The 22,104-nt window shown below is 70.3% G+C and carries 24 protein-coding genes; 16 read left to right on the top strand and 8 right to left on the bottom strand.

Translation table 11 applies throughout. The annotated features are described in order from the left end of the window. Window positions 1-206 precede the first annotated feature (206 nt). Window positions 207-986 (top strand): PEPxxWA-CTERM sorting domain-containing protein, encoded by a 780-nt coding sequence (locus BM145_RS03145; protein WP_093331194.1) that lies wholly within the window; start codon window positions 207-209, stop codon window positions 984-986. Between the two features lie 346 nt (window positions 987-1,332). On the opposite strand, the gene BM145_RS03140 is transcribed toward BM145_RS03145, so the two are convergent. Further along, complete coding sequence (locus BM145_RS03140) at window positions 1,333-3,339, bottom strand: hybrid sensor histidine kinase/response regulator (protein ID WP_093331192.1); 2,007 nt, start codon at window positions 3,337-3,339, stop codon at window positions 1,333-1,335. Further along, complete coding sequence (locus BM145_RS03135; RefSeq protein WP_093331191.1) at window positions 3,336-4,835, bottom strand: ATPase domain-containing protein; 1,500 nt, start codon at window positions 4,833-4,835, stop codon at window positions 3,336-3,338. The genes BM145_RS03140 and BM145_RS03135 overlap by 4 nt, the downstream gene beginning before the upstream one ends. Before the next feature lie 372 nt (window positions 4,836-5,207). Here BM145_RS03135 and BM145_RS03130 point away from each other — a divergent pair, with 372 nt between their 5' ends. From BM145_RS03130 to BM145_RS03120, 3 genes are read left to right on the top strand one after another with little or no spacing between them, the layout of a single operon-like run. After that, the gene (locus tag BM145_RS03130) at window positions 5,208-6,527 is read left to right on the top strand and encodes a chloride channel protein (protein ID WP_093331188.1); all 1,320 of its coding nucleotides are present in this window, start codon (window positions 5,208-5,210) and stop codon (window positions 6,525-6,527) included. 56 nt (window positions 6,528-6,583) lie between these two features. Then, complete coding sequence (locus BM145_RS03125) at window positions 6,584-8,548, top strand: GAF domain-containing protein (protein WP_093331753.1); 1,965 nt, start codon at window positions 6,584-6,586, stop codon at window positions 8,546-8,548. Next, window positions 8,545-8,946, top strand: a complete 402-nt coding sequence (locus tag BM145_RS03120) for a response regulator (RefSeq protein WP_245739030.1) — start codon at window positions 8,545-8,547, stop codon at window positions 8,944-8,946. Before BM145_RS03125 ends, BM145_RS03120 begins: the two co-directional genes overlap by 4 nt. Window positions 8,947-8,974: 28 nt before the next feature. Here the strand turns inward: BM145_RS03120 and BM145_RS03115 are convergent, their stop codons facing one another. Beyond that, the gene (locus BM145_RS03115) at window positions 8,975-9,451 is read right to left on the bottom strand and encodes a hypothetical protein (RefSeq protein ID WP_093331187.1); all 477 of its coding nucleotides are present in this window, start codon (window positions 9,449-9,451) and stop codon (window positions 8,975-8,977) included. Next, entirely contained in the window at window positions 9,451-9,990 is a 540-nt protein-coding gene (locus tag BM145_RS03110) for a hypothetical protein (RefSeq protein WP_093331184.1), read from the bottom strand. Before BM145_RS03110 ends, BM145_RS03115 begins: the two co-directional genes overlap by 1 nt. Window positions 9,991-10,117: 127 nt before the next feature. Between BM145_RS03110 and BM145_RS03105 the strand changes: the two genes are divergently transcribed. Further along, entirely contained in the window at window positions 10,118-10,507 is a 390-nt protein-coding gene (locus BM145_RS03105) for a heavy metal-binding domain-containing protein (protein ID WP_093331182.1), read from the top strand. Between the two features lie 70 nt (window positions 10,508-10,577). Here the strand turns inward: BM145_RS03105 and BM145_RS03100 are convergent, their stop codons facing one another. Then, a complete protein-coding gene (locus tag BM145_RS03100) occupies window positions 10,578-11,327 on the bottom strand; it encodes an SDR family NAD(P)-dependent oxidoreductase (RefSeq protein ID WP_093331180.1) in 750 nt (249 codons plus the stop codon). Between the two features lie 83 nt (window positions 11,328-11,410). On the opposite strand from BM145_RS03100, the gene BM145_RS03095 reads away from it, so the two are divergent. The 3 genes from BM145_RS03095 to sppA all read left to right on the top strand — a co-directional run bounded on the left by BM145_RS03095 (window position 11,411) and on the right by sppA (window position 14,611). After that, window positions 11,411-11,902 carry a metallophosphoesterase gene (locus BM145_RS03095; RefSeq protein ID WP_093331177.1) on the top strand — a complete coding sequence of 164 codons (492 nt, stop codon included), beginning with the start codon at window positions 11,411-11,413 and terminating at the stop codon, window positions 11,900-11,902. A gap of 79 nt (window positions 11,903-11,981) precedes the next feature. Then, entirely contained in the window at window positions 11,982-12,503 is a 522-nt protein-coding gene (locus BM145_RS15565) for a hypothetical protein (protein WP_143090089.1), read from the top strand. A gap of 167 nt (window positions 12,504-12,670) precedes the next feature. Next, complete coding sequence (gene sppA, locus BM145_RS03090) at window positions 12,671-14,611, top strand: signal peptide peptidase SppA (protein WP_093331175.1); 1,941 nt, start codon at window positions 12,671-12,673, stop codon at window positions 14,609-14,611. 148 nt (window positions 14,612-14,759) lie between these two features. Here sppA and BM145_RS03085 read toward each other — a convergent pair whose 3' ends face one another. Continuing rightward, on the bottom strand, window positions 14,760-15,371 hold the full coding sequence (locus tag BM145_RS03085; RefSeq protein WP_245739028.1) for a trimeric intracellular cation channel family protein: 612 nt from the start codon (window positions 15,369-15,371) through the stop codon (window positions 14,760-14,762). 162 nt (window positions 15,372-15,533) lie between these two features. Here BM145_RS03085 and BM145_RS03080 point away from each other — a divergent pair, with 162 nt between their 5' ends. Both BM145_RS03080 and BM145_RS03075 read left to right on the top strand, forming a co-directional pair. Then, window positions 15,534-15,830, top strand: a complete 297-nt coding sequence (locus tag BM145_RS03080) for a glycine zipper 2TM domain-containing protein (RefSeq protein ID WP_245739065.1) — start codon at window positions 15,534-15,536, stop codon at window positions 15,828-15,830. Window positions 15,831-15,991: 161 nt separating this feature from the next. Beyond that, on the top strand, window positions 15,992-16,576 hold the full coding sequence (locus tag BM145_RS03075) for a glycine zipper 2TM domain-containing protein (RefSeq protein ID WP_093331748.1): 585 nt from the start codon (window positions 15,992-15,994) through the stop codon (window positions 16,574-16,576). Between the two features lie 41 nt (window positions 16,577-16,617). Here BM145_RS03075 and BM145_RS03070 read toward each other — a convergent pair whose 3' ends face one another. Continuing rightward, on the bottom strand, window positions 16,618-16,839 hold the full coding sequence (locus tag BM145_RS03070; protein WP_093331168.1) for a hypothetical protein: 222 nt from the start codon (window positions 16,837-16,839) through the stop codon (window positions 16,618-16,620). 271 nt (window positions 16,840-17,110) lie between these two features. Between BM145_RS03070 and crcB the strand changes: the two genes are divergently transcribed. From crcB to BM145_RS03040, 6 genes are read left to right on the top strand one after another with little or no spacing between them, the layout of a single operon-like run. After that, entirely contained in the window at window positions 17,111-17,482 is a 372-nt protein-coding gene (gene crcB / locus BM145_RS03065) for a fluoride efflux transporter CrcB (protein ID WP_177200070.1), read from the top strand. Further along, window positions 17,479-18,600, top strand: coding sequence for an RluA family pseudouridine synthase (locus BM145_RS03060; protein ID WP_093331165.1), 1,122 nt, complete (start codon window positions 17,479-17,481; stop codon window positions 18,598-18,600). Before crcB ends, BM145_RS03060 begins: the two co-directional genes overlap by 4 nt. Beyond that, window positions 18,600-19,196 (top strand): FMN-binding negative transcriptional regulator, encoded by a 597-nt coding sequence (locus tag BM145_RS03055; protein ID WP_093331162.1) that lies wholly within the window; start codon window positions 18,600-18,602, stop codon window positions 19,194-19,196. The genes BM145_RS03060 and BM145_RS03055 overlap by 1 nt, the downstream gene beginning before the upstream one ends. Then, on the top strand, window positions 19,193-19,834 hold the full coding sequence (locus BM145_RS03050; protein WP_093331160.1) for an HAD-IA family hydrolase: 642 nt from the start codon (window positions 19,193-19,195) through the stop codon (window positions 19,832-19,834). The genes BM145_RS03055 and BM145_RS03050 overlap by 4 nt, the downstream gene beginning before the upstream one ends. Beyond that, on the top strand, window positions 19,831-20,046 hold the full coding sequence (locus BM145_RS03045; protein ID WP_093331157.1) for a hypothetical protein: 216 nt from the start codon (window positions 19,831-19,833) through the stop codon (window positions 20,044-20,046). Before BM145_RS03050 ends, BM145_RS03045 begins: the two co-directional genes overlap by 4 nt. Continuing rightward, window positions 20,043-20,720, top strand: a complete 678-nt coding sequence (locus BM145_RS03040) for an ATP12 family chaperone protein (RefSeq protein WP_093331155.1) — start codon at window positions 20,043-20,045, stop codon at window positions 20,718-20,720. Before BM145_RS03045 ends, BM145_RS03040 begins: the two co-directional genes overlap by 4 nt. Before the next feature lie 14 nt (window positions 20,721-20,734). Here BM145_RS03040 and BM145_RS03035 read toward each other — a convergent pair whose 3' ends face one another. Then, a complete protein-coding gene (locus BM145_RS03035; RefSeq protein ID WP_093331152.1) occupies window positions 20,735-22,069 on the bottom strand; it encodes an amidohydrolase in 1,335 nt (444 codons plus the stop codon). Between the last annotated feature and the right edge of the window lie 35 nt (window positions 22,070-22,104).

Below are 22,104 nucleotides of genomic sequence, written 5' to 3'. Positions count from 1 at the left end.
CCGCCGAAAGACGCGACACCCACCCAAGTATATCATTGCAGGCTTGCCGATTATCCCAAATACCGACCTCATGCCTACACTTAAGCAATTATCTTACCTTCCTGTTAACCACGAAAGAGTGACGCGCCTACTGCATTAACCTTCAACCGTCATTGATTTGCCACCTTGGCGACAGCATTTCGTCGCCGACACATCGAGGACGGGCAATGCGGAAACTTTTTCGGATCGGTCTGGCGGTCACGACCATGGCGGCGGCACTTCCCGCGCAGGCGGCTACGTTCGTGTTCAATACAGTGAATTCGGGCAGGTCTTCGGGCTCCGACATCGGCAATTCCTTCACCTACGCGACGAGGGCGAACGACGGCAGCGTCGTCAACATGAAGGTGACCGGCTGGTCGGTGGCCACCGACTATTCGGTCATGCCGGGCACGGTTCACTCGTGGAACGCCGACGGGCTCGGCATCTATCAGCAGGGTGAGAAGGACGCGGGCAATCTTCACCAGATCGACAACGTCAACGGGTGGGAGTTCGCCCTTCTCCAGTTCGATCGGGCGGTGACGCTCACCTCCGGCGTGCTCAACCCGTTCAAGCTGACCGATCTCGGCTATTCGGACAGCGACGCCTTCATCAGCAACGCGACGCTGTCGGGCGCGTGGGACCAGAACCTGACCGGCAGGACCTTCGGCAGCCTGCTGCCGACGTTTCGCGACAACGGCGTCAACACCGACAACACGACGTTCAAGAGCAATCTCCAGACCTTCAACATGCCGGCGGGGGCGGCGGGCAACGTCTGGATCGTCGGCGGCTCCTATTTCGGGCCAGACGACCGCAACGACGCCTTCAAGCTGGCCCAAATCAGCGGCAGCACGCCGGGTGCGGTGCCGGAGCCTGCCAGCTGGATGATGATGATCGTCGGCTTCGGCGCGATCGGCGCCGCGATACGCCGGCGCCGGAGCAAGGTCGCGACCACCCCCGATCTCGCCTGATCGCCCGCGCAGCAAGGTGAACCGCGTTCGAAGGCCATCGTCCGGGCGGCCCGTCGCCGCCGCCTCCGACGTGGTCGGCATGACCCCCGTGGAGGTGCTCGCGGCGAGCGGCCGGCGACGGCCGTGATGGCGGCCGCGCCAACGACCGCCATCATCGATTGCGAAGGGATGATCGGTGAGCAGTGAGCGATGGGGATATGCTCTGGCTCGGGGTGAGGGGTAGCGTCGCCTCGGCGACGCGATCCGGCCGATTGCCTTTGCTTCTTCACGCCGGCCTCGTGCCTCAATTGTACAGTGCCGACGGCAAGGGCATCTCGTTGGCGCTGGCGGCGACGCGATCCTGTCGTCAGAGGTGGGCCAGCGTCCGGGCCAAGTCGCTCTGCCGGAACGGTTTGGCGAGGCGCGGCAGGCTGGCCGAGATGCCCTTGCCGTCGGCATAGCCCGACACGACCAGCACGCGCGTCTGCGGGTTGCGCGCGCGGATCGTGGTCGCCAGCTCGGTTCCGGTCATGCCGGGCATCAGATGGTCGGTGACGAGCACGTCGATCGGCTCGCCATCGGCGAACAGGCGCAGCGCCTCCTCGCCCGACCGCGCCTCGATCACACGGTAACCCAGCTCGCCCATCATGTGGGCGGTGCTCTGGCGGACCAGATCCTCGTCGTCGACCACCATCGCGGTGCCGCGACCGACCGCGTCGATCTCCAGCGGCGCCTCCGCCGCTTCAGGCCTGGCGGCGGTGACGGGCAGCCACAGGTGCATTGCGGTCCCCTCGCCCACGATGCTGTCGATCCGGAGCGCCCCGCCCAACTGCGCGGCGAGCCCGTGCACCATCGACAGGCCGAGGCCCGTGCCCTGGCCGATCCCCTTGGTGGTGAAGAACGGTTCGATCGCCTTGGCGATCGTCTCCGCGCTCATGCCGGTGCCGGTATCGACGACGCTGAGGTCCACGTACGCGCCCGCACGCAGGCCGGCGACGTCATCGTCGCCGATGTCGCGGCGATGCACGCCGATGGTCAGCTCGCCACCCTCCGCCATCGCGTCACGCGCGTTCACCGTCAGGTTGAGCAGCGCCATCTCGACCTGGTTGGCGTCGGCCTTGGCGAAGGGCAGGTCGTCGCCGATGTCCAGGCGCACGCCGATCCGCGGTCCGCAGGTGCTGACGATCAGGTCGGAGAGGTCGGTGACCAGCGCGCCGATGTCGACCGCCGTCGCTTGCAGCGGCTGCCGGCGGGCAAAGGCGAGCAGGCGCTGCACCAGTGTCCGTGCACGCTCCGCCGATTGCGCCGCGCCCTCGATCAGGCGCCGGTCGCGATCGCTCCCCAGCCCGCGGCGCTGGAGCAGGTCGAGGCTGCCGACGATCGGGGTCAGCAGGTTGTTGAAGTCGTGCGCGACGCCGCCGGTCAGCTGGCCCATCGCCTCCAGCTTCTGCGACTGGCGTAGCGCCTCCTGCGCGGTCTCCAGCGCTTCCGTGCGCTCGGCGACGCGCTGCTCCAGCGTCTCGTTCAGGCCGCGCAGCCGCTCCTCGCTGCGCCGCAGCGACTGTTCCATCCGGCGCCGCTCGGACACGTCGTTGAACAGCACCGCGACGTGGTCGCTGCCCGCCTGGCCGACCTTGAACGCGTAGACCTCGTACCAGATGTCGCCGAGCGCCTCGGCATGTTCCTCGAAGCGGACATGCTCGCCGCTGCGGGCGACCTTGCCGTAAATCTCGAACCATCGCTGCTCGTGCTCGGGCACCAGCGACCGCATCGATCGGCCCACCGCGTCGATCAACCCGGTTTGGCGCTCGAAGGCGGGGTTCGCCTCGACGAACACGTAATCGACCGGCGCGCCGTTCGCGTCGAATACCATCTCGATGATGCAGAAGCCCGAATCGATCGACTCGAACAGCGATCGGTACTTGTCGGCACCGCGGTGCAGCTCCTCCAGCCGCGCCCGCGCCTCGTACTGGCGCCGCCGCCCGCGCAACGCCGATCGGGCCAGGCTGATGAGCGTCGTCGGGTGGAAGGGGCGTTCCAGGAAGGTGACGTTGCCCAGAATATCCAGGAAACGCTTGGCGGCCGGATTGCGCTCGATGCCGCCGCCCTTGCGGGTCAGCAGCACGAAGGGGAAGTCGGACCATTCGGGCTGCGCCTCCAGCCACTGCACCAGCGGCTGAAGGTTGTCCGCGTGCATTCCCTCCTCGGTCAGCAGCGCGAAGCCGGCCCCTTGCGCCAGTTCGCCGACCAGCTCGGGCAGCGAGCCGCACACCGTCGCGCGCAGCCCTGCCTCCGTCAGCATCGCCGCCGCGATCGCCGCATCGCGGCCGTGCGGCGCCAGGATGATCGCGCGCTCGGAGAGGTGGGGGATCACGCCCCCTCGTCGTCCGGCAACAGGCCGGACCGCTCCGCCCTGCCCGACAGCGTGGGCACGCCGCGCAGCACGCCCTGGAAGCCGGCCAGCGGCTCGCCCAGCCGGATGCCTTTGCCGCCGATGCGGTACTCGCGGATCGTGTCCTCATGCGCGCCGGTGCGCTTCTTGATGATCGAGATCGCGCGGCGGACCCGGCCCGACGCCTCGAAATAGCGCAGCAGCACCACCGTGTCGGCCAGGTAGGTGACGTCGACCGGCGCCTTCATGTCGCCGACCAGCCCGTGCTGCGCCACGGTCAGGAAGGTCGTTGCCCCCTGCCGGTTTAGATACTGGAGCAGCTCGTGCATGTGCAGGATCAGCGCGTTCTCTTCCGGCATCGCCGCCTGATACCCATTCAGGCTGTCGATGATGATGGTGCGCACGCCGTGCCGCTCGACGCAGGTCCGCACCCGCTGCGAGAACTCGCCGGGCGACAGTTCGGCCGCGTCGACCTGCTCGACGATCAGGTTGCCGCCGTCGACCATCGCCTGCATGTCGATGTCTACGCCCCGCGCGCGGTTGAACAGGAGGCCGATCTCCTCGTCGAACACGAACATCGCGGCCCGCTCGCCCCGCGCCACCGCGGCGGCGGCGAAGGTCAGCGTCAGCAGCGACTTGCCGGTGCCCGCGGGGCCGAGCACGAGCACGCTCGACCCGCGCTCGATCCCACCACCGAGCAGCGCGTCGAGCTGGGCCGATTCGCTCCTGACGATGTCGCGGGCGTAGTCGGTGCGATGCTCGGCGGATACCAGCCGCGGGAAGACGCGAACGCCGCCGGTATCGATCACGAAATCGTGGAAGCCGCCGCGGAACCGCCGCCCCCGATACTTGATGATCCGGAGCCGCCGCCGCTCCGGCCCGTATTCGGGCGACAGCTCCTCCAACCGGATGACGCCGTGGGCAACGCTGTGCACCGTCTTGTCGAGCGTGTCGGCGGTGAGGTCGTCGAGCATCAGGACGGTCGCCTTCTGCGTCGAGAAATAATGCTTCAGCGCCAGAATCTGCCGGCGATAGCGCAGCGACGATTGCGCCAGCAGCCGGATCTCCGACAGGCTGTCGAGCACGACGCGATCGGGCTTCACCCGCTCGAACGCCGCAAAGATGCGCCGCGTCGTCTCGCCCAGCTCCAGGTCGGAGGAGTAGAGCAGGCTCTGCTGCTGCTCCTCGTCGAGCAGGCTCTCCGGCGGCACCAGCTCGAAAACGTCGATGCCGGCGAGGTCCCAGCCATGCGACGCGGCGCCCTCGCGCATCTCCTCCTCCGTCTCGGACAGGGTGACGTAGAGGCACGTCTCTCCCTGCGCGATCCCTTCCATCAGGAACTGGGTGGCGATCGTCGTCTTGCCGGTGCCGGGACTGCCCTCGAGCAGAAAGGCGCGCCCGCGCGTCAGGCCGCCGGCGAGGATATCGTTCAGGCCGGAAACACCGGTCAGCGCCAGTTCTGTTCGGGTGGTGGTCACGCGACGTCCTCGCCTCGAAAGATCGCGGAAGTCCCGCCCGCTGCACGCGTACTTCGCCCACCCGCTCCCGCGCAAGCGGTCGTGTCTTGCCAGATCAGCCCCGCCGGCTCCTCGATCGCGACGCGGTTGGATCGAGCTCGTCGCGAGCCCGTATCGAGAGAAGCGCTCCACCTCGATCGGGCGTAGTCGGGGAAGGGTGAGGGTGACCGGGCCGGTTCACGAGACCAGCCTGTGCGATCGTGACATCTCCTCACCACGCCGTAACGCGGCCGGAACAACCCCGCCGATGGCCCGTTCGCCCATGATGCAGTCGCTTTCCCTGCCCCGGACCACCTGCACGCCCGCGACCCGCCCCCGCGTCGAACCCCATCAATGCGGGGATTGAGGTCGGCGCGCGTTCGCGTGCTGCTGCGCCGCCACGGACCCACCGCCCCTATCTGGCGGCGGCGGACCGCGATTCTCGGCGGCGCGGTGTTGATCGGGCTCGTCGCCCTCGCCTTCGCCGCCGCCGCGGATCGCGCCGGGGAGGCGTTCGCGGAACTGGCGGCACGCTGGTGGTGGGCGCCGCTGCTGCTGACGCCGCTCGGCTTCGCGGCCATCGCGGCGATCACCGCGCGCGTCGCGCCGATGGCACGGGGCTCCGGCATTCCGCAGGTGATGGCCGCGACGCGCGATCCCGATCACGCAATGGGCGGACTGGTGTCGGCACGCACCGTGCTGGTCAAGCTCGGCCTGACCGTCGGCACGCTGCTGGTCGGCGCGTCGACGGGGCGCGAAGGACCGACGGTGCAGGTCGCCGCCTCGATCATGGGCTACGCGCATCGGCTGCTGTCCATTCCCGTACGCGCCTCGGTATTCGTGGCCGGCGGTGCCGCCGGCGTCGCCGCCGCGTTCAACACGCCGCTCGCCGGCGTGGCGTTCGCGATCGAGGAACTGGCCGCCGCCTACGAGCAGCGGATGACCCTGCTGGTGATGACGGCGGTGCTGATCGCCGGCATGGTCAGCCTCGGCCTGTCGGGCGACTACGTCTATTTCGGTGTCATGGGCCAGACGCTGAGCGTCGGCGAGACGCTGATCGCCGCACCCGTCGCGGGCGTGGTCGGCGGCCTGGCCGGTGCGGGCTTCTCGCGCGCGGTGATCGGCGTCGGCCGCGCCTCGTGGCGGCCGCTGGCGCGGGTGCGCGCGCGGCCGGCGCTGTTCGCAGGATTGCTGGGGCTGATCGTCGCCACGGTCGGCGTCGCCACCGGCCTCACCTGGGGCACCGGATACGACGCGGCGCGCGGCATCATCACCGGTGGCGACGTGCCCGTGTGGTTCGGCGCGGCCAAGTTCGCGACGACGCTGGCGACTGCCGTGTCGGGGATGCCGGGCGGCATCTTCGCGCCGTCGCTGTCGGTCGGCGCGGGGCTGGGCGCGATGCTGCGCGACGTGTTTCCGGGCTACCCGCCCGGCGCGGTGGTGCTGCTCGGCATGGTCGCCTATTTCACCGGCGTGGTGCGCGCGCCGCTCACCGCCGTCATCATCATCGCCGAGACCACCGCCAGCCGCGGGCTGATGATGCCCCTGCTCGCCGCCGCACTGATCGCCGACATGGTGGCGCAGGCCGCATGCAAGGAACGCCTGTACCACACGTTGTCGCGCGGCTTCCTGCCCGATCGCGCCGCCGGAACCGTGGAGCCGGCGAAGGGCTGATCGACGCGCGCATCGAGTTGCGCCGGCCCCGCGACACTGGCAAGGCGCCCGGCACGATGGGGGACGCAAGCACGACTGGCGAACGCGCGCGGCTGGACGCGCTGCACGCGCTGGAGATCCTGGACACGCCGGCTGATCCGGCGTTCGACGATCTGGTCGGGCTTGCCGCGCAGCTCTGCGACGCGCCGACCGCGCTCGTCAGCCTGGTCGACGCCGACCGGCAATGGTTCAAGGCGCGTGTCGGCTTTCCCCTGCCGGAAACCGGTCTCGACCGCTCCGTCTGCTGTTTGGTGGTCGACGCCGGCGAGCTGCTCGTCATCCCCGATCTCGCCGCCGATCCGCGCACCGCGGCCAACCCGCTGGTCACCGGCGAGCCCGGCATCCGCTTCTACGCCGGCGCGCCGCTGATCGGACCGGCGGGACACGTGCTCGGCGCGCTGTGCGTGATCGACGGCGTCGCGCGTCCGGGCGGCCTCGATCCCGCGCAGCGCGGCGCCCTCGCTTCGCTGGCGCGTCTCGCCGCCGAGTTGATCGAGGTGCGCTGGCGCGCGAGCGCCCACACCCGCTCGGCCGAGGCGAGTTCGGCCGCGGATGCGCAGTGGCACGAGCTGTTCCAACAGCTGCACGAAGGCTTCATCATCGCCACCGCGCTGCGCGACGGGAACGGCGACGTGTTCGACTGGCGCTACGATCAGGTCAACAAGGCCTGGTCCGAGCTGGTCGGCATCGACGGCGAGGCCGTGATCGGCCGCACCATCCGAGAGATCCTGCCGGGGATCGAGAGCGACTGGATCGCCCTGGCACGGGTGGTGGACACGCGCGACACCGCGCGCTTCACCCGGCAGGTCGGCACGCTGCGCCGCTGGTACGACGGCAAGGCGCACGCGATCGGCGCCGACCGATTCGCCATCATCTTCGTGGAGGTGACGGAGCGCGTCGAGGCGGAGGAGCGGCAGCGCGCGCTGCTGGAGGTGGGCGACGTGCTGCGCGACTGCACCTCCGTGTCCGACATGACGCGCCAGGCCGCGGAGATCGTCGGCAGGGCGCTGCACGCGTCGCGCGCCGCCTACGGCATCGTCGACGCGGACGGCGGGTTGATCGACATCGAGCCCGACTGGACGGCCACCGAAATCCCCTCCATCGCCGGTCGGCACCGGTTCGACGATTACGGCTTGCTGCGCGGCGACCTGCCCGAGGGCGAGCCGCTGGTCATCGACGACGTCGACGCCGACCCGCGCACCGCGGCGCGCGCGGCGATGCTGCACGACATCGCCGTCCGCGCGATCGTCAACATGACCGTGCGCGACCGCGATCGGCTGGTGGGCATGTTCATCGTCCACGACGCCGCGCCGCGCCGCTGGACCAAGGACGAACTCGCCTTCATCCGCAACGTCGCCGACCGGCTGGAGGTGGGCATCGCGCGGCTGCGCGGGCAGGAGCAGCAGGCCCTGCTCAACGCGGAGATCTCGCACCGGCTGAAGAACTCGCTGGCGATGGTGCAGGCGATCGCCAACCGCACGCTGAAGGGGGTGACCGATCCCGACCGGCTGGACTCCTTCCAGGGGCGCCTGCGCGCGCTCGGCACCGCGCACGACGTGCTGCTCGGCCGCAGCCTGCGCTCCGCCGAGATCGCGGAGGTGATCGATCGCGCGATGGACGGCGCGGGCGCGGCCGGGCGCTACGCGATCAGCGGTCCCGCGACCCGGTTCGGCGCGCGGGCGACGCTCTCCACCTCGCTGCTGATCCACGAACTCGCCACCAACGCGATGAAATACGGGTCACTGTCGACCACCGGCTTGGTCGAGATCGTCTGGCACTACCGTGACGGGGGTGACGGTACGCTGACGCTGGACTGGATCGAGCGCGGCGGCCCGCCCGTCGTCGCACCCACCCGCACGGGCTTCGGTTCGCGCCTGGTTTCGCTGGGACTGGTCGGAACGGGCGGCGCCGACCTCCGTTATTCACCGGAGGGGTTCAGCGCGCGCTTCACCGCGACCAAGGAGCTTCTCGAACAATCGTGACCGATACGTCTCCCCCTCCGCCCTCGGCGGTCGTCCTCATCGTCGAGGACGAGCCGCTGCAACGGCTCGACATGCTCGACATGGTCGCGGAGGCCGGCTTCGCGGCGGTGGAGGCGTGCGATGCCGACCATGCCGTCGCCATCCTAGAGAAGCGTGCCGACATCCGCATCGTGTTCACCGACATCGACATGCCAGGATCGATGGACGGCCTCCGCCTCGCCGCCTGCGTGCGTGATCGCTGGCCACCGATCGAGATCATCATCACCAGTTCGGGGCGAAAGCCAAAGCTGTCGGACATCCCCGCCCGCGCAGTGTTCCTGCCCAAGCCGATCGACTTCAAGCGGGCGATCGACACCATGCACGTCTTGTTCGACGAGGCGGCCCGCGACGTGCGCTGACGGCCAGGGCGTCGGACCACGCCGATCGTCAGCGGTCGAGGATCACCGTCTTGGCGACGACGGCCCGCAGCGGCGTTCCTTCCGGGATCACCGCGCTCTTGCCGGTGAACAGCGGTGCTACCAGCAGCATGCCGAGGATCGCGCCCGGTTGCACGCCGCCATGCTCCCCCTCGGCCCCTGCCAGCCGCACGGTGCGCCCGTCCAGCGTCAGGTACAGCGGACGTATCTCCAGCCGTCCCGCCATCCCCATCGCACCCTTGGCTCGCGCCTCGGCGACCTGGCCGGTGGCGGCCGTTCCCTTGGGCACCGCAACGACGTCGCCGACCCGCACGTCCTCCGCCGTGCGGAGCGCGACCAGATCACCCTTCACCTGCGTCTTGCTGGACAAAGGCTGCGCCGTGACGAGGCGCACGGACGTGCCCGCCGGGATCGTCACCGGCGAGGCCGCCGCGGCGGTGCTCACGACGAGCGACGCCACCGCGCCGAGCGCGACGAACCGCCGCATCACGGAGCGCCGACCGCCGCGGCCGTCACCCGCCGCGGCCGTCCGCTCGCGAGGTTCAGCACTACGTCCTCGCCGACGAAGCCCGCCACGATCTCCCCCGCCTTGATCTTGGCGTTGTTGCCGCGGTGGAACAGGCCGGCCAGGCCGGCGAACAGGACCGCCACACCGGCCGAGCCCGCGCCCGTGCCCTTGGCGGACATCGCGCCTTCCAGCGGAATGTCGACGTCGCCGAGCTGCACCCGCACCAGCTTCGCCGTCATCCGGCCCGACTTGCCGAGGCCACCCGCGTCGGTCGCCGAGACGACCTGCCCGAAGGCGGGCGTGCCGACCGGCACCACCGTCCGGCCGTCCACCTGGATCGCGCGGTTGACGCGGAACCTGATCGGATCGCCGGGCTTCGCCTTGTCGGTGTTGACCTCGGCGATCGCCATCAGCTCGACCGGCGTGTCCTGCGCCAAGGTGACCTGCCCGCCCGGCATCACCGGCGGCGAGCCCGATTGCGCGACGGCGAGCGCCAGCGCGACCCAGTGAAACGGCATCCTTCATCCCTCCCCGTCCGCGCGAGACTGCCCAGCCCCGATCGCCGACGCAAGCCTGTTGCGAAGACACGTATGCTGCGGCACTCTCGCCCTGCCGGCGACACGACCGGCATACAGGGAGGAAAACATGATCCGTTCGGCCGTATCGGTCGCGCTCGCCCTGGCGGTGGCGGCGACGCCCGCGCTCGCCAAGGACAAGCCGGCCAAGACCTACGCGATGGTCAACCCGGACGTCGGCGTGCCGGTGTTCCCGCACGACATCACCGACCGCCCCTATACCGTGATCGGCGAGATCAAGGCGGGCGTGCGCAAGGCCACCGTATTCAGCAAGGAAGCCTCGCAGAAGAAGATCTACGGCGAGCTGTGGGAACGCGCCGAGAAGATGAACGCCGACGCCGTCATCAACGCCAAATACGGCGACAGCCACGTGTCGGCTCTGAGCTGGGGCAAGACCAACGCCACGGGCACCGCGATCCGCTTCAACGACCGGGCAGCGATGCCCACGCCTGCCAATTGACGCGCGAGCGGCCCGTGGCGCGGCCCGCGTCACGGGCCGTTCCCCGGCGAGAGGAACGGCGAGCCTGTATCTACCCCTCGCTGCGCGCGACCTGGAAGCCGGCGAACGACTGGCTGACCGGCATGATCTCCAGCCGGTTGACGTTGAGGTGCGGCGGCAGCGTCGCGATCCACAGCACGGTATCGGCGATGTCCTGCGCCGTCATCGGCTGCGCCCCGCCGTAGAGCTTGTCCGACGCGGCCGCATCGCCGCCGGTGCGGACCAGCGTGAACTCGGTTTCCACCATGCCGGGGTCGATCGCGCTGACGCGCACGCCCGTGCCGTGCAGGTCGGAGCGGAGGTTGAGCGTGAACTGCTGCACGAACGCCTTGGTGGCGCCGTACACGTTGCCGCCCGGATAGGGATAGGTCCCCGCCACCGACGCCATGTTGACGATCGCGCCCCGGCGCTCGATCAAGCCCGGCAGCAGCGCGTGGGTGATCGCGACGAGCGCGGTGACGTTGGTGTCGATCATCGTGCGCCACTGGTCGAGATCGGCGGACTGCGCCGGCCCGGTGCCGAGCGCCAGCCCGGCATTGTTGACCAGCAGGTCGATGCGGCGGAACCGGTCCGGCAACGCGTCCAGCGCGGCGCGCGTCGCGCCTACGTCGCGCACGTCGAACGCCGCCGCGTGCACCCCCTGCCCCAGCTCACCCGCCAGCGCCGCCAGCCGGTCGGCGCGGCGGCCGGTCGCGATCACCTGCCAGCCCGCCCCGGCCAGCGCGCGCACCGTCGCCTCGCCGATGCCAGAGGTCGCCCCCGTCACGATCGCCGTCTTCATCGCCTTCTCCTTTGATGTCCGAGCCGCAACACCGGAAGGTCGATCGCGGTTGCCCCGATCGCGCGCTCGTCCGTTGACGCTCCATGGCATTGTTCTTCACCGCCGACACCCATTTCGGCGACCATCGCACCATCAACATCCAGGGCCGCGCCTTTGCCGGCACCGCCGAGATGGACGCGGTCCTGATCGAACGCTGGAATGCCGTCGTCGGCCCCGACGACGAGGTCTGGCACCTGGGCGACGTGGCGCGTCGGCCGGGCGACGTCGCCGGCCTGCTGTCGCGGCTGCACGGCACCAAGCACCTGCTGCGCGGCAACAACGATCCTGACGCCACCGCCGCCGCCCCCGGCTGGGCGAGCGTCGGCCACTATGCGGAACTCGCGGTGGACGGTCGCAGCCTCGTCCTGTGCCACTATCCGTTCCGCAGCTGGAACGGGCAGCACCGCGGCGCCATCGACCTGCACGGCCACAGCCACGGCCGGCTGAAGCCGATGCCGCGACAGTACGACGTCGGCGTCGACGTCCACGGCTACGCGCCCGTGACGCTTGCCCAGTTACTCGCCGGGGGAAAGTAACGAACTGCTTTCACCCGGTTGAGGACATTGGACGGTTGCGGCAGCGCTGCTAAAAAGCAGTCGTAGCAGGAGAGCCCGTATGAACTCGGCAAAGATACTGATTGCAGCCATCGTTGTACTGGCAATGGCCAATCGGGCGAACGCGGCTCCAAGCTGCGAACGGGTTAGTGGAACCGTGCATTCTGAAATTCAATCGCGACTTAGTATGCGCGCAATCGACATCTTAATGTTAGCGAAATCACCGAAATGGGCCAGTAGTCGAGAGTTGGCACGGCTGGTTGATAGGTCTGTATCCGTCAATAGCGGGGTAGGTCATGTTGGTATCCCACTACCGCCCGGCCTGTCGTCGCTGCATTTCCTTGCCCAAAGCATTGATGCCTCAGACTATAGGTACGAAGGCTGGAAATACATGGACGGCCCTTTTGATGCCTGCGCGCGACAAATCGTCTCTGTGGAGTTTTTTGACAAACGATCAGGGCGAAGCTGGCCGTTAAGTTTTGAGTTTGAGAATGGCCGAGTAGAAGCGGTAAAAACTTGGGAACGGGCTATAATTTCAGGTCCGCTTCCAAGCGTTGCGAGCTTGGACCAGAAGGGCAACTAACTACCACTCTCGACCTTTCGGTAGCGGGCTGAAAGCGGACGCGCTCAAAGCACCGCTTCGCGGCAATCATCGGCGGTAAGTTCGTTCGCCGACCACCGCCGGTTCCCTCTCTGTCGAGAGCCGTCGCGGCGTTGCCACTCCGCCGCGCGTGCTCTAGCCTCGCCTGCATGACCGACAGCGCCGTGCCGCCCGCCAGTTTCACCGATCCCGCCGCACCGCGCCGCTCCCGCACCGGGTGGCGGATCGTCCGCGCGGCGTGGCGGTTGCTGGTGGGGGTGAAGGATGCGCTGGTGTTGCTTGCGCTGTTGCTGTTCTTCGGCGTGCTGTTCGCGGCGCTGAACAGCCGGCCGGGCGTCCGTCCGCTCGGCGAGGGCGCGCTGCTGCTCGATCTGGACGGCACGCTGGTCGAACAGCCGGCGGAGCCCGCCGCCTTCGCCGCGCTGTCGGGCCAGCCCGTGGCGCGCGAGTTCCGCCTGCGCGACGTGGTCCGCGCGATCAACGACGCGCGGACCGACGCGCGCGTCAAGGCGATCGTGCTCGACCTGGACAAGTTCGGCGGCGGCTACCCGGCCGCGATCGGCGAGGTCGCGGACGCGCTCTACGCCGTCCGGCGCAGCGGCAAGCCCGTGCTCGCCTACGCCACCGCCTATACCGATTCCGGCTACCGCCTCGCCGCGGCGGCGAGCGAGGTGTGGATCGACCCGCTCGGCGGCGCGCTGTTCACCGGCCCCGGCGGCACCCAGCTCTACTACAAGGGGCTGATCGACCGGCTCGGCGTCAACGCGCACGTCTATCGCGTCGGCCGCTACAAGTCGTTTGTGGAGCCGTTCACCCGTACCGACCAGAGCCCGGACGCGCGCGCCGCCGCCGCCGCGCTCTCCGGCCAGCTGCTCGACCAGTGGCAGGGCGGCGTCGCGCGGATGCGGCCCAAGGCGCAGGTCGCCCGCTACCTGGCCGCGCCGCAGACGGCGGTGCTCGCCGCCGGCGGCGACGTGGCGCGCGCCAATCTCGCGACCGGCCTGGTCGACCGGCTGGGCGACCGCATCGCCTTCGGCAAGCGCGTCGCGCAGCTGGCGGGCGCGGAGCCGGGCAAGCCCGCCGGCAGCTTCCGCACCATCCGCTACAACGCCTGGCTGCGCGCGCACCCGCTGCCGACGGCAGGCCATATCGGCGTGCTCACCGTCGCGGGCGACATCGTCGACGGCGAGGCGGGCCCTGGCACCGCCGCGGGGGACACGGTCGCCAAGGCGATGCTCGACGGCCTCGCCACCCGCAACCTGAAGGCGGTGGTGGTGCGCGTCGATTCGCCCGGCGGATCGGTGCTCGCGTCCGAGCGCATCCGCCAGTCGGTGCTGGAGGCCAAGCGCCGCGGCCTGCCCGTAGTGGTGTCGATGGGCGGCGTCGCCGCGTCGGGCGGCTACTGGGTCTCCACCCCCGGCGACGTGATCTTCGCGGAACCGGCGACGATCACCGGATCGATCGGCATCTTCGGCATCCTGCCGACGTTCGAGAACACGCTGGCCAAGATCGGCGTCACCAGCGACGGGGTTCGTACCACGCCCTTGTCCGGCCAGCCGGACGTGTTCGCCGGCACCACGCCGGTGCTCGACGCGATCCTGCAGGCGGGGATCGAGAACGGCTATCGCCAGTTCATCGCCCGCGTTGCGCAGGCGCGCCGCATGACGCCCGCGCGCGTCGACCAGATCGGCCAGGGTCGCGTCTGGGACGGGGGCACCGCGCGCCAGCTCGGCCTGGTCGACCGGTTCGGCTCACTGTCCGACGCGGTGGCGGAGGCCGCGCGCCTCGCCAAGATCGATCCGAAAACCGCGGTGCCGGTGTATCTGGAAAAGGAGCCCGGCTGGGCAGCGCAGCTCGCCGCCTCCTTTGCCGAGCAGAACGACGACGATGCTCGTGGCGGCGACGCCTTCGCGCGCGTCGCGGCCGATCGCCGGGCGCTGCTCGGCCGCGCGCTGGGCGACGTCCGGCGGCTCGCCATGGGCGGATCGGTCCAGGCGCGCTGCCTGGAATGCGCGGGCCTCGGCCCCGTCGCGGCGAGGGGCGGCGACGGGCGCCTGCTCGACCTGCTGCTCGCGCGGATCGGCTGGTAGGGGTTTAGAGAGTGTCTGGAAATTGGCGAAAGAGCCAATTCCATGCGGCACCGGCCCTCTCCCCCGCCCGGCCACCGATCAGGATACCGTGTGGGTGGCCAGGCGGGGGAGACCGAAATGCGCGTTCAGCGCACTTCCAAACGAACTCTCAGTCCTCTGCCGGATAGGCGGGCAGCGCCAGCTTCCACCGCATCGCGGCGGCACGCAAGCAGAAGCCGGCGGCCGCCGCGATCAGTGCTGCCGGCAACGCGGCGACGCCCAGCGCCGTCATCACGACGTAGCTGCCCGAGGCGAGCGCGGCGGCGGTGACGTACAGCTCCGGCCGCATCAGGATCGACGGCTCGCCTGCCAGCACGTCGCGGACGATGCCGCCGACGCAGGCGGTGACCACGCCCATCAGCGCCGCGGGCACCGGCGGCACGCCGTAGCGCAGCGCCTTGGCCGCGCCGTAGACGGCGTAGGCGGCGAGACCGACCGCGTCGAACCAGTCGAGGGCCGCACCCCGCCACCAGCGCGCCGGGCTGGCCCAGATGATCGCCGCCATGCCCAGGCACAGCGCCGCGACGTGGGGATCGCGGACCCAGAATACCGGCGCGCCGATCAGCAGGTCGCGCACCGTGCCGCCGCCGACGCCGGTCACCAGCGCGAAGAAGGCGAGCGTCACCGGCGTCTGCCCGCGCCGCGCCGCCGCCAGCGCGCCCGATGCCGCGAACACGCTCAACCCCGCATAATCCAGCCACGGCGCAGCGATGGGCAACATGGCGACGGGTAACGACATCGGCCGTCCGTAGCGGCCGGACGCGCACGGGTGAACAGCTGAACAGGAGATAACGGCACGTTGTTCTGGGTTCATGCAACTGCCTCCAAGGCGGCACGTTACGCTTCCGGTACTTTATGAGGGAGTGAAGTAATGCGTAAGATGATGCTCGCGCTGGGTTGTGCCGCGATGGTCGCGCCGTCGCTGATGGTCACCGTGACGCCCGCCGACGCGCAGCGCCGGTACAAGTATCGCGAGTGGCGCGACGATCGCGGCCGCCTGCGCTGCCGCAAGCCGAACGGCACCACCGGCCTGATCGTCGGCGGCGTCGGCGGCGCCTTGCTCGGCCGCACCATCGACACGCGCGGCGACCGGACGCTCGGCACGCTGGGCGGTGCTGCCGCGGGTGCCCTGCTCGGCCGCGAAGTCGATCGCGGCACCAGCCAGCGCCGCTGCCGCTGATTGCGTAATCGATGACGAAATGGGCGTCGCGAGGTCTGCTCGCGGCGCCCTTTTTCTTGGGAGCGGCAAGTGTCCGGGCGATGAACGGGATGTAGTTTCCGGTTCACGCAACTTGATCGCCGGCCAGGTTGTTGGATCGTTACTTCATCGGGAGAGCAATGATGCGTACCGCTATTCTATCCGCCGCGATGTTCGCGACGCTCGCCGCCGCCGCACCGGCCGCCGCGCAGGACACGCGCCGCGAGGCCAATCGGGAATATCGTGACGACGTCCGCGACGCCCGCCGCGATTATCGGCGCGACGTTCGCGACGCCGACGACCGGGGCGACGTGCGCGATGCCCGCCGCGATTACCGACAGGACGTCCGCGATGCGCGGCGCGAGCGTCGCGACGACCTGCGCGACATCCGCGGCGACCGGGACTGGCGCCGTTATCGCGACTATGACTACAACCGGTTCGAGCCGGGGCAGCGCACCTATTACGCCGATCGCTACTACCGTGACGGTCGCTATTATCAGCAGCGCAGCCTGGGCCGCGACGACCGCATCTATCGCGGCGGCAACGGCCGCTATTACTGCCGCCGCAACGACGGCACCACCGGCCTGGTGGTCGGCGGCCTCGCCGGCGGTGCACTCGGCAGCGTCATCGCCAACGGGCGTTCCAGCCTACTCGGTGCGCTGATCGGTGCCGGTGGCGGTGCGCTGCTCGGCCGGTCGATCGATCGCGGCAACGTGCGCTGCCGCTGAAGTGACGCGGGCCGGCGGGGATCGCCGCCGGCCCGCTCGGCTCAGATGATGCCGCCGCCGAGCATCAGCCGCAGCGCGAAGATCACGATCAGCACGAGGTTCAGGTTGCGCCCGCCATTGGTGGACGACATCGCCCCCACCGCCGCGCCGACGATGCCGATCGGGATGACCAGCCAGTTCAGCCAGCCGAGCAGCGGAAAAAAGGCGACCAGGCCTAAGGCGAGGGTGACCAGACCGATGACGATCGAGATGATATTGAGCATGGCCCCAACATGGCGACCGATCTGGGTCACGGCAACCGGCCCGGCGCTCGCCTAGGGCGGATCGACATTCAACGCTTCACCTCATCATCCACCCCGGCGAAGGCCGGGGTCCAGCGGGGAGACGCGAACGATCGGTCGTCGCACCTCTTCCACGACCTTCCCGACTGGACCCCGGCCTTCGCCGGGGTGGAAAAATGCCGGATGTCGATCCGTCCTAGCCGCTCGCGAGCGCCGTTTGCGGCCGTGCGTGCGAACGGCTACGGCGACGGTCATGAACCTTCTCCTCGTGATGACGGGCGGCGCGCTCGGCGCGGGCGCGCGGCACCTCAGCGGCCGCGCGACGCTCGCGCTGTTCGGCCCCGGCCTGCCCGTCGGCACGCTCGCGGTGAATCTCGTCGGCGGGCTGCTGATGGGCGTGCTCGCCGGCCTGCTCGCGCGATCGGTGACGGGCGAGCCGTGGCGGCTGTTCCTGGGCGTCGGCGTGCTCGGCGGGTTCACCACCTTCTCCGCCTTCTCGCTCGACACGGTGATGCTTGCCGAGCGGGGGCAGCCGCTGCTCGCGCTCGGCTACGTCCTGGTCTCCGTCGCCGGATCGATCGCGGCGCTGGTCGCGGGCCTGTCGCTAGCGAGGGCCGCGGCATGAGCGCGCCCACCCCCTCGAGCGACGTCCGCCAGTTCCAGGTCGGCTACGACGACGACGGCATCCGGCTGGACCGCTGGTTCAAGCGCCACCTGCCGGAGACGAGCTTCACCACCGTTGCCAAATGGGCGCGCACCGGCCAGCTGCGCGTCGACGGCGCGCGCGCGACCCCCGGCGACCGCATCGCCGCCGGCCAGACGCTGCGCGTGCCTCCTGCCGAGCCCGCCCCGGCCGAGACCGCGCGCCCGGCGAAGCAGCGCACGCCACTGACCGACGACGAGCGCGCCTTCGCGCGCGAGATGGTGATCCACCGCGATCCCCAGGCCTTTGTGCTCAACAAGCCCCCCGGCCTCGCCACGCAAGGGGGCACCAAGACGACGGCGCACGTCGACGGCCTGCTGGACGGGCTGGTCGACGATGAGGAAGGGCGGCCCAAGCTGGTCCACCGGCTGGACAAGGACACGTCGGGCGCGCTGCTGGTCGCGCGCACGGCGCGGTCGGCCGCGTTCTTCGCCAAGGCATTCTCCGGCCGCACCGCGCGCAAAGTCTACTGGGCGCTGGTCGTCGGCGTTCCCTCGATCGACGATGGCACGATCGACCTGCCGATCGGCAAGCAGCCGGGCACCGGTGGCGAGAAGATGCACGTTGACGAGGAGAATGGCAGCCCCGCGCGCAGCCGATACCGCGTGATCGAGCGCGCCGGCAACCGCGCCGCCTGGGTGGAGCTGCAGCCCTTCACCGGCCGCACCCACCAGTTGCGCGTCCACATGGCGGCGATCGGCCACCCGATCGTCGGCGACGGCAAATATGGCGGCCCCGCCGCGTTCCTGACCGGCGGGATCAGCCGCAAGATGCACCTGCACGCGCGCCGCATCCGCGTCGACCATCCCGATGGCGGCCGCATCGACGTGACCGCCGAACTGCCGACGCACATCGCCGAGAGCCTGGCGAGCCTCGGCTTCGACCAGGCGGCGGGCGACGCGCTGGAACTGCCCGAGGAGAAGGGCCCGCCGCCCAAGTCCGTGCTGAAGCAGCGCGCCAAGGCGCACGCCAAGTCGGTCAGGAAGGAGCGCAAGGGCGAGCGGCGCAGTCGCGGCGGCGACAAGCCGCCTCGCCGCTGATGCATCCCGATCCCGCGTTTCGCCAGGATGCCGCCGACGCGCTCGACCGGGCGGCGGCGATCGGCTTCGCGCACGTGATGGCCGCCACGCCCGCCGGTCCGATGGTGGTGCACGCCCCGGTGACGCGCCACACCGCGGCGCTGCGTTTCCACGTGTCGCGCGCCAATCGCCTGGCACCGCATCTCGCCGACGCGGCGGTGCTGGTCAGCGTCGCGGGCGCGGACGGCTATATCAGCCCCAACTGGTACGAGCGGCCGGGCGATCAGGTCCCGACCTGGAACTACGTGGCGATCGAGATCGACGGCATCGCTCGCCATTGCGACGAGGCGGCGCTGGTCGAGCAGCTCGATGCCCTGGCTGCGATGCACGAGCCGCGCGTCAACCCGTCGCGCCCGTGGACGCGCGCCAAGATGGACGACGCGCTGTTCCGGCGCATGCTGGGCGGCATCGTCGGGTTCGAGGTGGAGGTCACCGCGGTCCGGTCCACCGCCAAGCTCAGCCAGAACAAGACGGCCGCCGACCGGGCGGGGGTGGTCGCCGGGCTGCGCGCCGCCGGCATGCCGGCGCTCGCCGCGGCGATGGAGATCGGCGCATGAGGCTCGCCATGTTCGACTGCGACGGCACGCTGGTCGACGGCCAGGCGAACATCTGCCGCGCGATGGACGCGACCTTCAATCGTGCCGGCCTCAGCCCGCCTACCCGCGAGGCGACGCGCCGCATCGTCGGGCTCAGCCTGCCCGAGGCGATGCGCGTGCTCGCCCCCAGTGCCGATCACGATCGGCTCGCCGCCGAGTACCGCATCGTCTATCGCGCGATGCGCGAGGACGACCGGCTGGACGACGAGCCGCTGTTCGACGGCGTCGCGGAGGCGATCGAGCAGCTCGCCGAGGCGGGCTGGACGCTGGGGATCGCCACCGGCAAGTCGGACCGCGGCCTCGCCCACGTCCTCGCGCGCCACGGCCTGACGCACCGCTTCGCCACGCTCCAGACCGCCGACCGGCATCCGTCCAAGCCGCACCCGGCGATGCTGCTGGCGGGGATGGCGGCGGTCGGCGCGGCGCCCCATCTGACGGCGATGATCGGCGACACCAGCTACGACATGGCGATGGCGCACGGCGCGGGCGTCCGCGCCGTGGGCGTCGCCTGGGGCTATCACGAGGCGGACGAACTGCGCGCGGCGGGGGCCGACATGGTGGCGGACCACGCGCGCGACCTGATGGGGCTGCTCGCGTGACGGTGCCGACGTCCGTCGCGCGGCGCCGCTGGCTGGCGCTGGTCGGCACCCGGCTGGCAGGGGTAGCGGGCGCGATGCTGGGCCTGGTCCTTGCCGCGCGAGCGACGACGATCGGGCCCAAGCTGCTCGGCATCGCCATCGTCCTGGCGGCACTCGTCATCATCGCCGTCGTGCCGGCGAGCCTCGCGCATCGCTGGCGGAGCCCCGAATGAAGCGTTTCTGGACCGACGTCGCCGTGGACGCGCGCGGCATCCGCCTGGACGACCGCCCCGTCCGCACGCCCGGCCGCGTGCCGCTGACCGCTCCCACCGACGCGCTCGCCCGGGCGATCGCGGACGAGTGGCGCGGCGTCGGCGACACGCTCGATCCGCGCGCCATGCCGCTCACCGGCCTCGCCAACGCCGCGATCGACCGGATCGCGGCCGATCCCGCGCCGTTCGCCGAGGGGCTGGCGCGCTACGGCGAGAGCGACCTGCTCTGCTACCGCGCCGCGGAGCCGGCGGAGCTGGTCGCCCGCCAGGCCGCCGCCTGGGACCCGCCGCTCGCCTGGGCGCGCCATCGCTACGACGTGCACCTGGAGGTGACGACCGGCATCCTCCACCGCGCGCAGCCGCCCGCGACGATCGCGCGACTGGCCGACGCGGTGTCGGCGTACGATGCGTGGCACCTCGCGGCCCTGTCGCCGCTCGTCACCATCACCGGCTCGCTCGTCCTCGCGCTGGCGTTGGCCGAGTGTGCGATCACGCCCGACGACGCCTGGACGGCCGCCGAACTCGACGCGGACTGGCAGGCGGAACGCTGGGGCGAGGACGCGCTCGCCGCCGAGGCGCGCGCCGCACGGCGGCGCGAGTACGACGCGGCGCTGCGTTTCCTGACGGCCTTGTAGCGCCTGTCAGCCCCTCACCGCATCGCCACCGTCGCACCCGGCTTCAGCAGGTCCAGCACCACCGCGGTCGTCGCGATCGCGCCGGTGACGATCGCCGGTTCCGGCGACACCCTGAACTGGGGCGAGTGGTGCGAGGCGATCGCCGGGCCGCCGTTCCTGGCCGCGTCGAGCGCCGCCTGCGGCGTGCCGCCGACGGAAAAGTAGTAACCTTTTACCCCGGTGTCCGGCTGGACCAGATAGGCGAAGTCCTCCGCGCCCATGCCTTTCTGCCGGAACGGCGCCACCCTGTCCGTGCCGAGCGCCCCTGCCAGCACCGCGTTGAGCCGGCGGGCGGTCTGCGCGTCGTTGATGGTGGTCGGCGTGCCCTCGCTGACCGTCACCACCGGCATCTTGTCCGCCGGCATGCCGTTCAGCTCGCCGACGCCGCGCGCGACGCGCTTGATGCCGGCGAGCAGTTCCGCCCGCTCGGCCTCGCTGTTGGCGCGCACCGTCACCTGCAGCTTGGCCGCGTCGGAAATGATGTTGTGCTTCAGCCCGGCATGGAACGAGCCGACGGTGATGACGCCCGGCTCCAGCGGCATCCGCTCGCGGCTGATGAGCCCTTGCAGCGCGATGACGAGCTGCGACGCCATATAGACCGGGTCCTTGCCCTGGTGCGGCGAGGCGCCGTGCGCGCCGATGCCGGGCACGATGATGTCGACGGAGTCGGACGAGGAATATTGGATGCCCTCCGCCGCCGAGACGGTGCCCGCCGCCCGCTCGGCATCGACGTGGAAGGCGACGGCGTAATCGGGCTTTGGGAAGCGGGTGTAGAGCCCGTCGGCGATCATCGCCTTTGCGCCGCCGACCCGCTCCTCGGCGGGCTGGACGACGAACACGACCGTGCCCTTCCACCGGTCCTTCAGCCGCGCGAGCTGCCGCGCGGTCTCGACCAGCGCGGTGATGTGAGTGTCGTGGCCGCAGGCGTGCATGACGGGCGCCTCGATGCCGTCCACGCCCACCTGTCGCGCCTTGGAGGCGTTGGCGAGACCCGACTTCTCCTCGACCGGCAGGCCGTCCATGTCGGCGCGGATCAGCACCGTCGGGCCGGCGCCGTTCTTCAGCACGCCGACCACGCCAGTGCCGCCGACCTTGGGCGTGACCACTATGCCGGGCACCGCCTTCAGCTCGGCCGCCATGCGGGCGCCGGTCTTCTCCTCCTTAAAGGAGAGTTCCGGATTGCGGTGGAAGTAATCCCACAATTTGCCGAGGTCGCGGTCGTAGTCGGCGCGGACGGCGTCGGCGTAATCGGGCTCGGCCAGCGCGGGCGTGGCGGCGAGCAGCAACGGGACGGCGAGCAGGTTGCGCATGGTGTTCTCCCCTTTTTTCGGGGAGCTTAGCGAGC

The organism is Sphingomonas rubra, from assembly GCF_900115745.1.
Lineage (GTDB): Bacteria > Pseudomonadota > Alphaproteobacteria > Sphingomonadales > Sphingomonadaceae > Sphingomonas > Sphingomonas rubra.
This window is presented reverse-complemented; position numbering and strand designations above follow the sequence as displayed.

Bases quoted from the DNA above. Each gene is read 5' to 3' on its own strand.
- BM145_RS03070 (WP_093331168.1), bottom strand. From the start codon at position 16,839: ATGCTCAATATCATCTCGATCGTCATCGGTCTGGTCACCCTCGCCTTA.
- sppA (WP_093331175.1), top strand. From the start codon at position 12,671: ATGACCGACAGCGCCGTGCCGCCCGCCAGTTTCACCGATCCCGCCGCA.
- BM145_RS03040 (WP_093331155.1), top strand. From the start codon at position 20,043: ATGAAGCGTTTCTGGACCGACGTCGCCGTGGACGCGCGCGGCATCCGC.
- BM145_RS03050 (WP_093331160.1), top strand. From the start codon at position 19,193: ATGAGGCTCGCCATGTTCGACTGCGACGGCACGCTGGTCGACGGCCAG.
- BM145_RS15565 (WP_143090089.1), top strand. From the start codon at position 11,982: ATGAACTCGGCAAAGATACTGATTGCAGCCATCGTTGTACTGGCAATG.
- BM145_RS03095 (WP_093331177.1), top strand. From the start codon at position 11,411: ATGGCATTGTTCTTCACCGCCGACACCCATTTCGGCGACCATCGCACC.
- BM145_RS03035 (WP_093331152.1), bottom strand. From the start codon at position 22,069: ATGCGCAACCTGCTCGCCGTCCCGTTGCTGCTCGCCGCCACGCCCGCG.
- BM145_RS03110 (WP_093331184.1), bottom strand. From the start codon at position 9,990: ATGCCGTTTCACTGGGTCGCGCTGGCGCTCGCCGTCGCGCAATCGGGC.
- BM145_RS03145 (WP_093331194.1), top strand. From the start codon at position 207: ATGCGGAAACTTTTTCGGATCGGTCTGGCGGTCACGACCATGGCGGCG.
- BM145_RS03055 (WP_093331162.1), top strand. From the start codon at position 18,600: ATGCATCCCGATCCCGCGTTTCGCCAGGATGCCGCCGACGCGCTCGAC.
- BM145_RS03080 (WP_245739065.1), top strand. From the start codon at position 15,534: ATGCTCGCGCTGGGTTGTGCCGCGATGGTCGCGCCGTCGCTGATGGTC.
- BM145_RS03130 (WP_093331188.1), top strand. From the start codon at position 5,208: ATGCGGGGATTGAGGTCGGCGCGCGTTCGCGTGCTGCTGCGCCGCCAC.
- BM145_RS03125 (WP_093331753.1), top strand. From the start codon at position 6,584: ATGGGGGACGCAAGCACGACTGGCGAACGCGCGCGGCTGGACGCGCTG.
- BM145_RS03085 (WP_245739028.1), bottom strand. From the start codon at position 15,371: ATGTTGCCCATCGCTGCGCCGTGGCTGGATTATGCGGGGTTGAGCGTG.
- BM145_RS03100 (WP_093331180.1), bottom strand. From the start codon at position 11,327: ATGAAGACGGCGATCGTGACGGGGGCGACCTCTGGCATCGGCGAGGCG.
- BM145_RS03105 (WP_093331182.1), top strand. From the start codon at position 10,118: ATGATCCGTTCGGCCGTATCGGTCGCGCTCGCCCTGGCGGTGGCGGCG.
- BM145_RS03060 (WP_093331165.1), top strand. From the start codon at position 17,479: ATGAGCGCGCCCACCCCCTCGAGCGACGTCCGCCAGTTCCAGGTCGGC.
- BM145_RS03075 (WP_093331748.1), top strand. From the start codon at position 15,992: ATGCGTACCGCTATTCTATCCGCCGCGATGTTCGCGACGCTCGCCGCC.
- BM145_RS03115 (WP_093331187.1), bottom strand. From the start codon at position 9,451: ATGCGGCGGTTCGTCGCGCTCGGCGCGGTGGCGTCGCTCGTCGTGAGC.
- crcB (WP_177200070.1), top strand. From the start codon at position 17,111: ATGAACCTTCTCCTCGTGATGACGGGCGGCGCGCTCGGCGCGGGCGCG.